A 14370-nucleotide genomic window follows, 5' to 3' on the forward strand; every position below is an offset into this window, starting at 1 on the left:
AATGTCATATAATACAGACCCATTTCAAACTTGAGCTAATGATGTCCTATCAAATCTGGATTGCATACATGTTGGCATGTTGGGTAATTAGTGTTTCCCCAGGTGCAGGTGCAATTGCGTCTATGTCGAGTGGTTTGAATTATGGGTTTAAGCATGGGTATTGGAATGCAATCGGCCTGCAATTGGCACTTTTGGTTCAGATAGTCATTGTTGCAGCTGGGGCAGGGTTCTTATTTGCGACGACACCATGGGCTTTTCTGATCGTGAAATGGTTTGGTGTGGGCTATTTATTGTATTTGGCTTATTTACAGTGGACAGCGCCAACAGAGTCAATTGAAATCCAACAAGATTTACCAAATAAATCACCTTCAAAATTAATTTTACATGGCTTTTTGGTCAATATGAGCAACCCTAAAGCGATTGTATTTTTGTTGGCGGTTTTGCCGCAGTTTTTAGATTTATCCAAACCCCAATGGATTCAATATGTCATTATGGCTGCAACGATGATTAGCATCGATCTGATTGTCATGGCGGGGTATACCGGTCTTGCTGCAAAAGTACTGCGATTATTAAAATCACCCAAACAACAAAAATATTTGAATCGAACCTTTGCGGTATTATTTGCTTGTGCTGCGAGTTTATTGAGTTTGGTGCATCAATAAATCCAGTGAGATGATTCTGAGTATCGTATTTGACGTGCAAAAAAAGCCATGCAACTGCATGGCTTTTTTTTTTGATATGTCGCGAATTGAACAATGAACGTTGCTACTTAAGCCACTTTCTTAAATTTTTGCATAATAAAAATTAGGGCAAAGAGCAGCGCCATAGTTAATACAATGGTCAGTCCTGTAGAGGTGTTTAAACCAGCACTTGACCATAAACCTACAGTTACACCGACTTGGGCAATGATGAAAGACCACAGTACCATTTGCTTCGGAGAATTTGCCAATAAACGAGCGGTTAATGCAGGAATCACTAACAGTGCACCCATCAGCAATGAGCCGACAGCACGTAAAGCCAATACGGTAAATAAGGCCAGTAACAACATAAAAATCAGACGTTGCCATTTGGCGCTGACACCTTCACTGACCGCAATATCGGGGTCAATGGCAATCTGAATCTGCGATTGCCAACTTTTATACAGCACGGTCAGTGCCACAATGATCACCATTGCAAAGACAGGCAAATCTGACCAAGAAATAGTGAGTAAATCACCAAATAAATAGCTGAGTAATTCAGGTCTTAAGCTTGGCAAATGTTGTATGAACAGTAAGCCTGAGCACAGGAGTGTTGCAGAACAAAGCGCGAGCAAGGCGTCATTGGGCAAGCGAGGGTCGTGTAACACCCATAAGATTGCAACCAATAAGAGCGCAATCAATGTAACGCCTGTCCAAAGCGGTAGACTCATCGCACCGGCAATGGCGACACCGAGTAAAGTGCCATGTGCCATGGTGTCCGCAAAAAATGACATGCGACGCCATAACATTAAACAGCCAAGCGGCGCAGTCAGGAACACCAGCAAAGTGCCCATGATCCATGCTGGCAAAAGGAGTTGTAGCCATTCCATCATGGATTATGCTTCCGGTTCAGGGTGAATATGGGGACGAGAGTCATGCTGGCAAGGCGTTGCACTATCGCCATGTGCACAGTGATCATGGTGGTGTTGATAGAACACACGGTTTGTCCCAAAGATCGCTTGATATTCAGGATGTTGCTGGACATTTTCAGGCAAGCCACTACAACAAATATGCTTATTGAGGCAAACCACACGATGTGTTCCTTGCATTACCCACTGTAAATCATGAGAAACCATCAAAACTGCACAGCCATATTTTTCTGGCAAGCTACGCACGTAGTCATACAGTTCTGCTTCAGACTGGATATCCAGACCTTGCATAGGTTCATCCAGAACCAATACATTCGGTTGACGCAATAAAGCCCGTGCAATCAATACACGTTGACGTTCGCCGCCCGACAATTGCTGAACTTTAGATTGTTGCAACTTGGCAATGCCTGTATCACGAATTATTTCTTGCTTGATATTGGCATCACATTTTTCTAGGGCCAATAAATCACACACACGTAGCGGTAAGCTGTGTGATGGATTAAATTTTTGTGGCACATATGAGAATTTTAATTTTTGTGTGCTGATCACTTTGCCGGAGACAGGTTTTACAATACCCAACAACACTTTGATGAGTGTGGATTTGCCTGCACCATTGGGACCAATCAAGGTGACAATTTCTTTTTCGTGTAAGGCGAAATCTACATTCTTTAAAATGTCACGTTCATCGATTCGGACATGAACATGCTCTAAAGCCACAATGGGCTTCATATTTAGTGTTTGCTGCGGCACTGCTGACAGATCCCTGAAATTTCAATAATACTGTGATGTGCAGTAAAGCCATCGGATGCAGACAATTCATCGAGTTGCGCCATCAAGCCTTGAGCAGATGCTTCTTTGACTATTTTACAATCGGTGCAAATCAGGAATGCGGCTTGATGTCCTTCGCGCGGATGACAACACGGGATGTAAGCATTAATCGACGTTAGACGGTGAATCAAACCTTTTTCAAGCAGAAAATCCAGCGTACGGTATACCGTCGGTGGCGCTGCAGGTCGGTCAGACTCACTTTTGATTTTAGCCAAAAGGTCATAAGCGCCCATTGGCCCCGTTGCATTTAAGATCAGTTCCAATACTTCTTTACGCAAGGGCGTAAGTCGAGCACCCGTCGCACTACAGAGACTCTCAGCTTCAGCAAGGCGCTGTTCGACATTATGATGATCGTGTACACCATGCAAAGCATTATGATGTTCGTGTGAACATGCGCTCATAGCCAACCTCGAGTACGAAACTGTATAAAGAAAAAGACTTTAAATCTTAACATGAAGCGTAAGGACTTACGAACAGACGTAGGTTTTTTTACGATTTTGTTATATTATAACACTATTCATTTTATGGTGCTCTCTCCCCATGTCCCGTGTATTTCTTTTTTGTAGTTTGGCTTTATTCAGTGTGATGAGCTGGGCGCAAGGTCTCGTTGTTTCTACACAACCGATTTATTTAATCGCGAAGGATGTACTTAAGGGCGTAGAGCAGCCCAAACTACTGCTTGACCATCAATCTGGACATGATGTGAGCTTGACGCCTGCACACCGTAAAACCGTGCAAGATGCCAACTTGGTTTTATGGTTAGGCCATGCACACGAAGCACCTTTAGCAAAAATGTTGGATGAAAGTGGCAAAAGTATCGCTATTTTAGACTCAGGCATTATCAGTGCGTTGCCTTTGCGGGATGTTCGTGGCAATGCATTAAAAGGCACAATCGATACACATGTCTGGCTTGAACCAAACAATGCGGTTCGAATCGGCTTTTTTATTGCTGCTTTACGTTCACAACAGTTTCCAGAACATCGTGAAAAATATTGGGCCAATGCGCGTGCATTTGCGCAGAAACTCTTGATCACAGCCCAAAAAACAGATGTGTCGAGCCGTGCTCAGCCTTACTGGTCTTACCACGATGCCTATCAATATCTTGAGCGCTCACTGAATTTGAAATTTACCGGTGCGTTGACCGATGATCCACATGTCGCGCCGACATTGGCACAAATCAAATACCTGAAAGACCATCGCGCGCAGCCAAAAGTATGCTTACTTGCAGAAGCACATGCCAGCCAAAATCAGTATCAAAAGCTCGGTGGTATCGTCTTTCAGCCGGTTGACGAAACGATGAGTGGGGCAGGGGATTTTGTAACAGCATGGAAGATGTTGGCTGATGAAACCCTGAAATGCACACTAAATGCACGAAAGTAAAGTAAAAAATAAACAACTATTGATTAGTTTGAAAGCAGTTTGCCAATTTAAAAAAACACGACTAAGGTCGGGAAAAGATTGCAAGTTAAGGGGTGTAACTCTATAATGCCTGCGATTAAAAATAATCATCAGCTAAACTTGTCAAGCAGAATTGCTGTGAGTGAACAAAAATGAGTCGAACTAGTCGCATGATTGATCGACGATTAGCGAAAGCTTTAGTCATCTTACAAGCAGTAATGATTCCTGTTTCAGCCCTGATTGGTTGGGTCCTTAAAGACACAATCACAGCATATAGTGCAGCTTTGGGTGCGTTGGTATGTTGGCTAGCAAGTAGCTACTTTTCATGGCAGTCGTTTCGTGCGGCTGGTGCCCGTGCCTCTAAACAGGTGCTGTCAAACATGTATCGTGGCTTAATGGGCAAGTTTGCAATCGTGATTGTTGGATTCATTTTGATTTTGATCAATGTCAAGCCGTTGTCAGCGGTGGCATTGTTTTGTGGTTTTATGCTCGTACAAAGTATGTCGTGGGTCGCTCCTTTTTGGGCAACACGCTTAAAAAAACGAGTATAAACACAACAAAAAATTGAAAAGTTTTTTGGAGAGTAACGAGATATCAGGCAGCACGCGATATTCGTTTTCTCTATTAGTTTTGACATTGACCAGGTGTGATTTATGGCTGCTGAAGAACATGCCCTTACTTCGACCGAGTACATTCAGCATCACTTGACTAACTTGACCTATGGCAAAATGCCAGATGGTACTTGGAAGTTAGCTGAGACTGCTAAAGAAGCTCAAGAGATGGGGTTCACTGCTATTCACTTGGATTCAATGGGTTGGTCTATTGGCCTTGGTATTGTTTTCTGTTTGTTGTTCTGGGTTGTAGCGAAAGCTGCAAACTCTGGTGTTCCGACCAAGTTCCAGTCTGCAATCGAAATGATTATCGAGTTCGTTGACTCAAGTGTCCGTGACACTTTCCATGGCAAATCGCGCTTAATCGCGCCGTTAGCATTGACCATCTTCGTGTGGATTTTCCTCATGAACTTGATGGACTTGATCCCTGTTGACTGGATTCCTTATACAGCTCAATTGATCGGTGCTAACGTGTTTGGTATGGATCCTCACCACGTTTACTTCAAAATCGTTCCATCTACTGATCCTAACATTACCTTGGGTATGGCATTATCAGTATTTGCGTTAACTATTTTCTATAGTATCCGTGAGAAAGGTCTTGTCGGATTCGGTGCAGAATTTGCACTTAACCCATTTAACCCAAGTAACCCAGTTTTAAAAGCATTACTTATTCCAGTAAACATTATTCTTGAATTAGTAACTTTTATTGCACGTCCAATCTCATTGGCTCTTCGACTGTTCGGTAACATGTATGCGGGTGAGTTGATCTTCATCTTGATCGCATTACTACCGTTCTGGATCCAGTGGGCGTTGTCTGTGCCTTGGGCGATCTTCCATATTCTTGTTATTACGTTACAAGCATTCATTTTCATGATGTTGACTATCGTATATATGAGTATGGCTAGCGAAAAGCATTAATGGTATTGCTCAACTGTCAAAGGGTGGTTGGGCACACAATTTTTTAACTTAATTTGGTATAAACCTAACCTCTGAGGAATTATCATGGAACTCACTTTAGGTCTAGTTGCAATTGCATCTGCTATCTTGATCGCTTTTGGTGCTTTAGGTACTGCGATTGGTTTTGGTCTTCTAGGCGGCCGTTTCTTAGAAGCTGTTGCTCGTCAACCAGAATTGGCTCCACAACTTCAAACTCGTATGTTCTTAATCGCAGGTCTTCTTGATGCTGTGCCTATGATCGGTGTTGGTATTGGCTTGTTCTTCATCTTCGCTAATCCATTTGTAGGTTAATCAGCTTAATTCCTAAATTAAACTATTGAGGAATAGCAATGAATATCAACCTCACATTGATTGGCCAAGCGATTGCATTTGCGATTTTTGTCGCATTCTGCATGAAGTTTGTATGGCCACCACTAATCAATGCGATTAGTGAGCGTCAGCGTAAAATCGCTGATGGCTTAAACGCTGCTGAAAAAGCAAAAGCTGACCTTGCGGATGCGCAAGCACAAGTGAAAGCTGAATTAGACGCGGCTAAAGCACAAGCGGCTCAATTGATCGAACAAGCGAACCGTCGTGGTGCGCAATTGGTAGAAGAAGCGCGTACTCAAGCTGCGGCTGAAGGTGAGCGTATTCGTCAACAAGCGAAAGAAGCTGTTGATACTGAAATCAATGCTGCTCGCGAAGAATTACGTCAACAAGTTGCTGCTCTTGCAGTTACTGGCGCAGAAAAAATTCTGAACCAGCAAGTTGACGCAGAAGCTCACAATGCCATGCTGACTCAGCTGGCTGCTAAACTTTAAGAGAGGCGGATTATGGCTGAACTCTTGACGTTGGCACGCCCATACGCTAAAGCAGCATTTGCTTACGCTTCTGAGCAAAATGCAACTGACGCTTGGTCAAATGCATTGAATTTGCTCAGTGCTGCGGTGCAAGACGAAGCATTTTCAGCTTATCTAAATCGCCCTGAGCTTACTCCTGCTGAGCAGGTAAGTGTTTTCGCAAAAGTTTTAGGTGAAGACCAGACTGCAGCAGTGTCAAACTTTTTGACATTGCTTGCCGATAATGACCGTCTGGCACTTCTTCCTGAAATTTCAGAAGAATACGAACAGCTCAAATCACAGAATAACAATACTGTGGATGTAGTGATTGAATCTGCATTCCCATTGACTTCTGTACAAGAACAATTACTTGCGCATGCATTAGAGAAAAAATTCGAAGCTGCCGTAAATGTTTCTGTAGAAGTTAACCCAGCGTTGATCGCGGGTGTAGTTATTCGTGCAGGCGACCAAGTGATAGATGATTCTGCGCTTAACAAGCTTGAAAAAATGCGGACTCGTCTTCTTGCTTAACAGCTCGAAGACTGAACTTTAAAAAGATTGAGGTATAGCGCAATGCAACAACTGAATCCATCCGAGATCAGTGCGCTCATTAAACAGCGTATCGGCGATCTGGACACCAGCGCGACCGCTAAGAACGAAGGGACCATTGTTATGGTTTCCGACGGTATTGTGCGCATTCACGGCCTTGCTGATGCAATGTACGGTGAAATGATCGAATTCGACGGCGGCTTATTTGGTATGGCACTGAACCTAGAACAGGATTCAGTGGGTGCCGTTGTCTTAGGTAACTACTTAAGCCTTCAAGAAGGTCAAAAAGCTCGTTGCACAGGTCGTGTATTAGAAGTTCCGGTTGGTCCAGAACTTTTAGGCCGTGTAGTAGATGCTTTGGGTAACCCAATTGATGGTAAAGGCCCTATTGACGCAAAACTTACTGATGCTGTTGAAAAAGTAGCACCAGGCGTAATTTGGCGTCAATCAGTGGATCAACCTGTACAAACTGGTTATAAATCAGTAGATACAATGATCCCTGTTGGTCGTGGTCAACGTGAGTTGATCATCGGTGACCGTCAAACTGGTAAAACAGCTATGGCGATCGATGCGATCATCGCTCAGAAAAATTCTGGCATTAAATGTGTATACGTAGCAATTGGTCAAAAACAATCGACTATCGCTAACGTTGTGCGCAAGCTAGAAGAAACTGGCGCTATGGCGTACACAACTGTTGTAGCAGCTGCTGCAGCTGATCCTGCAGCGATGCAGTATCTTGCTCCGTATGCTGGTTGTACAATGGGTGAGTACTTCCGTGACCGCGGTGAAGACGCGCTTATCATTTATGATGACTTGTCTAAACAAGCTGTTGCTTACCGTCAAATTTCATTGCTTCTACGTCGTCCACCAGGTCGTGAAGCATATCCTGGTGACGTATTCTATCTACACTCACGTTTACTTGAACGTGCTTCACGTGTATCTGCTGACTACGTTGAGAAATTCACTAACGGTGAAGTTAAAGGCCAAACTGGTTCATTAACTGCATTACCGATTATTGAAACTCAAGCCGGTGACGTATCTGCATTCGTACCTACAAACGTAATTTCGATTACTGACGGTCAGATCTTCTTAGAAACATCATTATTCAACGCAGGTATTCGTCCTGCTGTGAACGCGGGTATCTCTGTATCACGTGTTGGTGGTTCTGCTCAAACTAAGATCATCAAAAAATTGTCAGGTGGTATCCGTACCGCTCTTGCGCAATACCGTGAATTAGCTGCGTTTGCTCAGTTCGCTTCTGACCTTGACGAAGCAACTCGTAAACAGCTTGAACATGGTCAACGTGTAACTGAGCTTATGAAGCAAAAACAATATGCTCCATACTCAATTGCTGACCAAGCTGTTTCAATTTATGCATCTAACGAAGGCTACATGGCTGACGTAGAAGTGAAGAAAATCGTTGCATTTGATGCTGCGTTGATCTCTTACTTCCGTTCAGAAAATGCTGCGTTAATGCAAAAAATTGACGAGACTGGTGCTTACGATAAAGAAATCGAAGCAGCAATCAAAGCAGGTATTGAAAGCTTTAAAGCGACTCAAACTTACTAAGATTCAACTGTGTTGAATCTGGTTTTGGTTTGGTTCACGGATCAACCTTCGGAAGCTCGAAAGGGCTTTCGAATACTAGGTTAAGCGTATGGCAAATTTAAAAGAAATTCGCGCCAAAGTAGCTAGTATCAAAAGCACGCAGAAAATTACTCGCGCGATGCAGATGGTAGCAGCTTCTAAGATGCGTCGTGCGCAAGAGCGCATGGCTCAAGGCCGTCCGTATGCCGAAAATATGCACCGTGTAATTGCTCATTTGGTACAAGCGAACCCTGAATACAAACACCGTTATATGGTTGAACGTCCTGTAAAGCGCGTTGGCTATATCATTGTTTCTTCAGATCGTGGCCTTGCTGGTGGTTTGAACATTAACTTGTTCAAAAAAGTGGTAAAACACGTACAACAGCAACAAGAGCAGTCAATTGAAGTTCAATTTGCTTTAATTGGTCAAAAAGCGGTTTCGTTTTTTAAAAACTACGGCGGTAAAGTTCTTGGTGCAACTACAAACGTAGGTGATGCTCCGAGTCTTGAACAGTTAACTGGTTCTGTACAGGTGATGTTAGACGCGTTTGATAAAGGCGAGTTAGATCGTATTTATCTAGTGTCAAACGGCTTTGTCAACGCCATGACTCAAAACCAAAAAATCGAACAGCTTGTTCCTTTAGCAGCTGCTGAGGAAAGCGAAGGTCTAAACCGTCAATACGGTTGGGACTATATCTATGAACCAGAAGCTGAAGAGCTTTTAAATGGTTTATTGGTTCGTTACATTGAGTCTATGGTTTATCAAGGTGTGATTGAAAACATCGCATGTGAACAGTCTGCTCGTATGGTTGCAATGAAAGCTGCAACTGATAACGCGGGTGAATTGATCAAGAGCCTACAACTTATTTATAACAAGCTGCGTCAAGCCGCGATTACTCAGGAAATCTCTGAGATCGTTGGTGGTGCCGCTGCCGTTTAACATTATTAGTTTGAATTGAGGAGACAGCAATGAGTAGCGGTCGTATCATTCAGATCATCGGCGCGGTTATCGACGTCGAGTTTGAACGTAACAGCGTTCCTAAGATCTATGACGCTCTCCATGTTGATGGTACTGAAACTACATTAGAAGTTCAGCAGCAACTTGGTGATGGCGTAGTTCGTACTATTGCAATGGGTTCTACTGAAGGCCTTAAGCGTGGTCTTACTGTAACTAACACTGGCGCGCCTATCTCTGTACCTGTAGGTACTGCATGTTTAGGTCGTATCATGGACGTTCTTGGTCGCCCTATCGACGAAGCTGGTCCTGTTGGTACTGAAGCTCGTTTACCAATTCACCGTCAAGCGCCTTCTTATGCAGAACAAGCGGCTTCTACTGACCTTTTAGAAACTGGTATTAAAGTCATTGACTTACTTTGCCCGTTCGCTAAAGGTGGTAAAGTTGGTCTGTTCGGTGGTGCCGGTGTTGGTAAAACTGTAAACATGATGGAGTTGATCAACAACATCGCGAAAGCTCACTCAGGTTTATCTGTGTTTGCTGGTGTTGGTGAACGTACTCGTGAAGGTAACGACTTCTATCACGAAATGAAAGACTCTAACGTTCTAGACAAAGTAGCAATGGTCTACGGTCAGATGAATGAGCCACCAGGTAACCGTTTACGCGTAGCGTTGACTGGTTTGACTATGGCTGAGTACTTCCGTGACGAAAAAGACGAAAACGGTAAAGGCCGTGACGTTCTATTGTTCGTCGACAACATCTATCGTTATACACTAGCGGGTACTGAAGTATCAGCACTTCTAGGTCGTATGCCATCTGCAGTAGGTTACCAACCGACTCTTGCAGAAGAGATGGGTGTTCTTCAAGAACGTATTACGTCTACTAAGTCTGGTTCTATTACGTCAATCCAAGCGGTATATGTACCTGCCGATGACTTAACAGATCCATCGCCTGCTACTACCTTCGCTCACTTGGACGCGACTGTTGTATTGAGCCGTGACATCGCATCTTCTGGTATTTACCCAGCGATCGATCCACTTGACTCTACTTCACGTCAGTTAGATCCACTTGTAGTGGGTGCTGAGCATTACGAAATCGCTCGTTCAGTTCAAAACGTTCTTCAACGTTACAAAGAATTGAAAGACATTATCGCAATTCTTGGTATGGACGAATTGGCAGAAGAAGACAAACTTACTGTATACCGTGCACGTAAGATCCAACGTTTCTTCTCTCAACCGTTCCACGTAGCTGAAGTGTTTACTGGTGCTCCTGGTAAACTTGTACCGCTTAAAGAAACAATTCGTGGCTTTAAAGGTCTTCTAGCTGGTGAATACGACCACATTCCAGAACAAGCGTTCTACATGGTTGGTGGTATTGACGAAGTTATTGCTAAAGCTGAGAAACTTTAATTAGTTACCTAATTTAGGAGATTCTCATGTCAACTATGCAATGTGACGTTGTAAGTGTTAAAGAGTCTTTGTACTCTGGCACTGTAACTATGCTAATTGCTAAAGGTGCTGGTGGTGAGTTGGGTATTATGCCTGGCCATGCGCCACTAGTAACTTTGCTCAAGCCGGGCGCAATCCGCGTTCTGCTTGAAAATGGTACAGAAGAATTAATCTATGTATCAGGTGGTGTACTAGAAGTTCAACCGCACGTTGTTACTGTACTTGCAGATACTGCAGTACGTGCTGACAACCTTGATGAAGCAGCAATTATTGAAGCTCGTAAACAAGCTGAACAATTGTTAGCAAATCAAAAGAGCGACTTGGACTCAGCTGCTGCTTTGGCTGCTCTTGCAGAAACTGCTGCTCAGTTGGAAACCATCCGCAAAATCAAAAACCGCGCTCAATAAGACGCTGTTCGAGATTGAAAGAGCCACCCGAAAGGGTGGTTTTTTTATGCCCAATTTTCTTGGAAATTGGCACCTTCCGAATTTGGTTTTATTGTCGGTTTTTTAATATTTATAGTTAGTGGTATAGGGAAGTCATTTCCAATAATCACAGCCTCGCCTGGTTGTAGGCTTGGTAGGAAGTCAGAAGCTGCTTTGTCAATTTCACCACAAGCACGTTCTACAATTTCACGATCTCGATCATTAGTAAGCCTATGAACAATTAAAGTTCCAAGTTGGCTAAGCACACCTTCAGTTATATCTCTTGGTCTTTGAGTAGCTAAACAAATATTAAGACCAAATTTACGTCCTTCTTTTGCTATAAGTTCAAAAGCATCAAGTTTTGCTATAGTTTCTTCATTGCCTATAGTTTTGCCAATAAAATTGTGTGCTTCATCTAAAAAGACAACAATTGGCTTGTTAAGGAATGCTAACTGACGAGCCTTATTTAATAAAAATCTACCTATGACATTAGAAATAACTTCTCGTGCTTTGAATTCGAAACCAATTGCACTCATATCAATACGGAATAATTTTTTAGAACGATCACTATAAAAATTTTCTAATTCATCTGCCAAAGAAGTTAAAGAACTTTCTTGGAAAACAAATTTAAAAGTATGAGAATTTATAATTCCATTAATACGAGTGAGTAAAGAAAGGCAGTGATTAAAATTAAAATCATCAGCTTGATAAAGAGTTCCTCTTAAAACTACGTATTCTTCTTTAATTTGTTGGCATAATTTATTGGGGTTGAACGGAGAGTTGGGCAGCTCGAGAAGGTAGCGGTCTTTAATGGTTCTAACAGCAGTTTTATAATTTTCTTCGGGTTGCCCAATTTTTATAAATACACCATTGTGAATCATTTCAGGACATAAAGATTCTTTTTGAAGTAAATTTACTAGTCTCAGGCTTCTAATCGCCTCCCTAAATTTGGGACCTTGCGATTTTCCAGCAGGTTCAAATAAAGCGATAAAATCTGTTTCTTCAAAACAATCTGGAGGTATGGAAATTGCCTTCGAGCCAAAAGCTGTATTAATAGGTGAGGCTAAATGCACATTTGTAACTGATGAGTCTGTGAAGTCCCTATATTCACCTGTTGGATCAAGAAGGACAATTTTGGAATTATGTTTTAAACACTCTTCTAAAACGCGAGCCGTTGTATAACTTTTTCCACCACCGGTTGCTCCAAGAATTCCTAAATGTCTGCCAAATAATTTTTCGGGGGTAATGGAAATACCACAGCTTTGATCAAGATCAATCGCACCAATTTCTAAAACAATATTAGCTTCATCTTTTTGCATTTTTTCAGGAATTGAGGCAATAAATTCATGTGGTGCTGAGTAAATTAGGTCATTAATACTTGGATAGTAATCTACACCTGCAGATACTCTTAAGTTATCCATTTGGATAGAGCCTAAAAGCTGAATCTTACCTACAATTTCTAGATTTGATTTTGATAAATCATCTTTTTTTATTTCAATAATTCGCCCTAATACCAAATTCACCTGACTTTCAATGATGATAAATTCACCAACTTCACCTTTTCCATAGCGATTCCCTCTGAAATAGGTCGGTTCATGTTGATTATTTATATATTCAAAATGCACACTATTTGCATTGATAGAATTAACTTTACCAAATAAAAGTTCAGGGTTAATGGTGCTCTTAGTCATGAGTGGCTCCAAATGCTGAACGTAAGCTTTCATAAAGGTTTTCTGCTGGTGATAAGGCAGTTAGGTCTGGAATTAACTCTGATAATTTTCCAAAGTCACAATTTATAAATATTATTTCATCATTTTTTCTGGTGTCTGCTACATGTTTAAACTTATCCCAATAAGGAGATGGATTTAATGATGTTTTCTCAAAATCAGCTTTTAGACTTGGGGTAGAAATAATTACTTTTAAATGTGGATTAGAATAAATTGCAGACAAAATTGGTTCTGATAGATGATCATCATTGAAACCAAAACCAGTAATTATAAGACAGGTATTAGGTTCTCTTAATCCTTGTGTAAATCTAGAAATGAGTTCTAAGTGTGGCTGGACATAAGATTGTTGATATTTACCTTTAGCAGGAAAAATCATGCAACTATTTTGAGCAGTTACATCATTTCCTTGTTGAATAGAAAATGTATTATCTCTTTTCCAATTTACAGAACCATGCAATTTATAAAGCTGAAATACGCCTTCAAGATATTGGATATTATTGGAGTTTATATTTTGGTTACGTTTAACGATATCTAAATCAAAAAACTTAGGATCATAAATTCTTGGGAACGAAAAAGAAAAGCCATCAATAATAGTAATACCTAATTTGCTAGCAGCATCTTCAAAACAGGTATCATAGTTTGTAGTGAATAGTTTGATGCGTGGATCTTTAGATTTTCTTTTGGATAATTTTCTAATAAATTCCTTATGGTTAGCCAATTGTACTTGATCATTTTTTATAAAATTACAGGCATTTAAGATAATATCTTTAGATTTGATAACGAACTCATTTGTTTTAATACACTTATGTTCAGGGGAGATTTGAAGATGGGCTTCACAATGAGAAAGGCATAATTCTATATTTTCATATTCTTTGTCGGATAAACGTAGATCGTATCCATTTTCTAGAAAAGTTTCACTAGCAAGTGCTTTCATTTCATTAGTAGTACATCGTTCCCATAAATTCCACATTGAAGGGCCTCCAACTATAGGACCTAAAGAAGTACCACTTCCTGCCAATACCATAATGTTAGGCATTTGAATCGCTGCTTTCAGCTTTTGAGAAATATTTTCTAAAGTTTGTTTTTGAAGGTCAACTCTTTTCGCTTCAGTTTCTATTTCTGCAACAGTCATTGGTGGAGGAGGGGGTGGTGAAAGTTCACCTTCTGCTATAAAAATTTCATCATTACTAAATTTATCCCAAGTCTTTCTTGATGGATCATAAAGCTCAAAAATATTTTTTTTCATTTAATTAAGTAATTGAATAATAATTAAACTATCTTATTTGTTTGAATACTTATCGACAAGTTTAAACATGACTAATTTTACGACATACTAGATCTCTTTCATAAATCAAAAAACGATCTTCTTTTTGGTTAATATTTGCACTCCGGATTTCTTAGCATTCGTGCATAATCTGCGGATGAAATACATCGATTCAAACAAGCTTTCTGATCCTCAGT

General features: G+C 41.2%; 16 protein-coding genes. 11 read left to right on the top strand and 5 right to left on the bottom strand.

What is annotated here, in order from left to right; translation table 11 throughout:
- The first annotated feature begins 41 nt into the window (after positions 1 to 41).
- Positions 42 to 662 carry a LysE family transporter gene (locus tag FTT76_RS10920; RefSeq protein ID WP_180009576.1) on the top strand — a complete coding sequence of 207 codons (621 nt, stop codon included), beginning with the start codon at positions 42 to 44 and terminating at the stop codon, positions 660 to 662.
- A gap of 107 nt (positions 663 to 769) precedes the next feature.
- On the opposite strand, the gene znuB is transcribed toward FTT76_RS10920, so the two are convergent.
- Genes znuB through FTT76_RS10935 form a run of 3 tightly spaced genes read right to left on the bottom strand, consistent with a single transcriptional unit; the run spans position 770 to position 2835 of the window.
- Positions 770 to 1570: a zinc ABC transporter permease subunit ZnuB gene (gene znuB, locus FTT76_RS10925; RefSeq protein WP_180009577.1), complete on the bottom strand. Its 801-nt coding sequence runs from the start codon at positions 1568 to 1570 to the stop codon at positions 770 to 772.
- Positions 1571 to 1573: 3 nt separating this feature from the next.
- Entirely contained in the window at positions 1574 to 2335 is a 762-nt protein-coding gene (znuC, locus tag FTT76_RS10930) for a zinc ABC transporter ATP-binding protein ZnuC (protein WP_078194027.1), read from the bottom strand.
- Positions 2336 to 2337: 2 nt separating this feature from the next.
- Positions 2338 to 2835, bottom strand: coding sequence for a transcriptional repressor (locus FTT76_RS10935; protein WP_078191481.1), 498 nt, complete (start codon positions 2833 to 2835; stop codon positions 2338 to 2340).
- Between the two features lie 139 nt (positions 2836 to 2974).
- Here FTT76_RS10935 and FTT76_RS10940 point away from each other — a divergent pair, with 139 nt between their 5' ends.
- The 10 genes from FTT76_RS10940 (at position 2975) to FTT76_RS10985 (ending at position 11164) form a co-directional block, all read left to right on the top strand.
- Entirely contained in the window at positions 2975 to 3814 is an 840-nt protein-coding gene (locus tag FTT76_RS10940) for a metal ABC transporter solute-binding protein, Zn/Mn family (RefSeq protein ID WP_180009578.1), read from the top strand.
- A gap of 170 nt (positions 3815 to 3984) precedes the next feature.
- Positions 3985 to 4383: an ATP synthase subunit I gene (locus tag FTT76_RS10945; protein WP_078194025.1), complete on the top strand. Its 399-nt coding sequence runs from the start codon at positions 3985 to 3987 to the stop codon at positions 4381 to 4383.
- Between the two features lie 102 nt (positions 4384 to 4485).
- Complete coding sequence (atpB, locus tag FTT76_RS10950) at positions 4486 to 5361, top strand: F0F1 ATP synthase subunit A (protein WP_078191478.1); 876 nt, start codon at positions 4486 to 4488, stop codon at positions 5359 to 5361.
- Positions 5362 to 5445: 84 nt separating this feature from the next.
- Positions 5446 to 5691: a F0F1 ATP synthase subunit C gene (atpE, locus tag FTT76_RS10955; protein WP_000424060.1), complete on the top strand. Its 246-nt coding sequence runs from the start codon at positions 5446 to 5448 to the stop codon at positions 5689 to 5691.
- A gap of 38 nt (positions 5692 to 5729) precedes the next feature.
- Positions 5730 to 6200: a F0F1 ATP synthase subunit B gene (locus FTT76_RS10960; protein WP_078191477.1), complete on the top strand. Its 471-nt coding sequence runs from the start codon at positions 5730 to 5732 to the stop codon at positions 6198 to 6200.
- Between the two features lie 12 nt (positions 6201 to 6212).
- Positions 6213 to 6749, top strand: a complete 537-nt coding sequence (locus FTT76_RS10965; RefSeq protein ID WP_078191476.1) for a F0F1 ATP synthase subunit delta — start codon at positions 6213 to 6215, stop codon at positions 6747 to 6749.
- Between the two features lie 42 nt (positions 6750 to 6791).
- The gene (gene atpA, locus FTT76_RS10970; protein ID WP_078191475.1) at positions 6792 to 8336 is read left to right on the top strand and encodes a F0F1 ATP synthase subunit alpha; all 1545 of its coding nucleotides are present in this window, start codon (positions 6792 to 6794) and stop codon (positions 8334 to 8336) included.
- Positions 8337 to 8424: 88 nt separating this feature from the next.
- On the top strand, positions 8425 to 9294 hold the full coding sequence (atpG, locus tag FTT76_RS10975) for a F0F1 ATP synthase subunit gamma (protein WP_078191474.1): 870 nt from the start codon (positions 8425 to 8427) through the stop codon (positions 9292 to 9294).
- Between the two features lie 29 nt (positions 9295 to 9323).
- Positions 9324 to 10718, top strand: coding sequence for a F0F1 ATP synthase subunit beta (gene atpD, locus FTT76_RS10980; protein ID WP_180009579.1), 1395 nt, complete (start codon positions 9324 to 9326; stop codon positions 10716 to 10718).
- A 26-nt stretch (positions 10719 to 10744) separates the two neighbouring features.
- On the top strand, positions 10745 to 11164 hold the full coding sequence (locus FTT76_RS10985) for a F0F1 ATP synthase subunit epsilon (protein ID WP_078191472.1): 420 nt from the start codon (positions 10745 to 10747) through the stop codon (positions 11162 to 11164).
- Between the two features lie 44 nt (positions 11165 to 11208).
- Here the strand turns inward: FTT76_RS10985 and FTT76_RS10990 are convergent, their stop codons facing one another.
- Together FTT76_RS10990 and FTT76_RS10995 are read right to left on the bottom strand one after the other, a co-directional pair.
- Positions 11209 to 12873: an ATP-binding protein gene (locus tag FTT76_RS10990; RefSeq protein WP_180009580.1), complete on the bottom strand. Its 1665-nt coding sequence runs from the start codon at positions 12871 to 12873 to the stop codon at positions 11209 to 11211.
- Positions 12866 to 14041: an SIR2 family protein gene (locus tag FTT76_RS10995; protein WP_257224754.1), complete on the bottom strand. Its 1176-nt coding sequence runs from the start codon at positions 14039 to 14041 to the stop codon at positions 12866 to 12868. Before FTT76_RS10995 ends, FTT76_RS10990 begins: the two co-directional genes overlap by 8 nt.
- Positions 14042 to 14370: the final 329 nt, after the last annotated feature.

This window comes from Acinetobacter sp. YH01009, assembly GCF_013420765.1.
Taxonomy (GTDB): Bacteria; Pseudomonadota; Gammaproteobacteria; order Pseudomonadales; family Moraxellaceae; genus Acinetobacter; species Acinetobacter amyesii.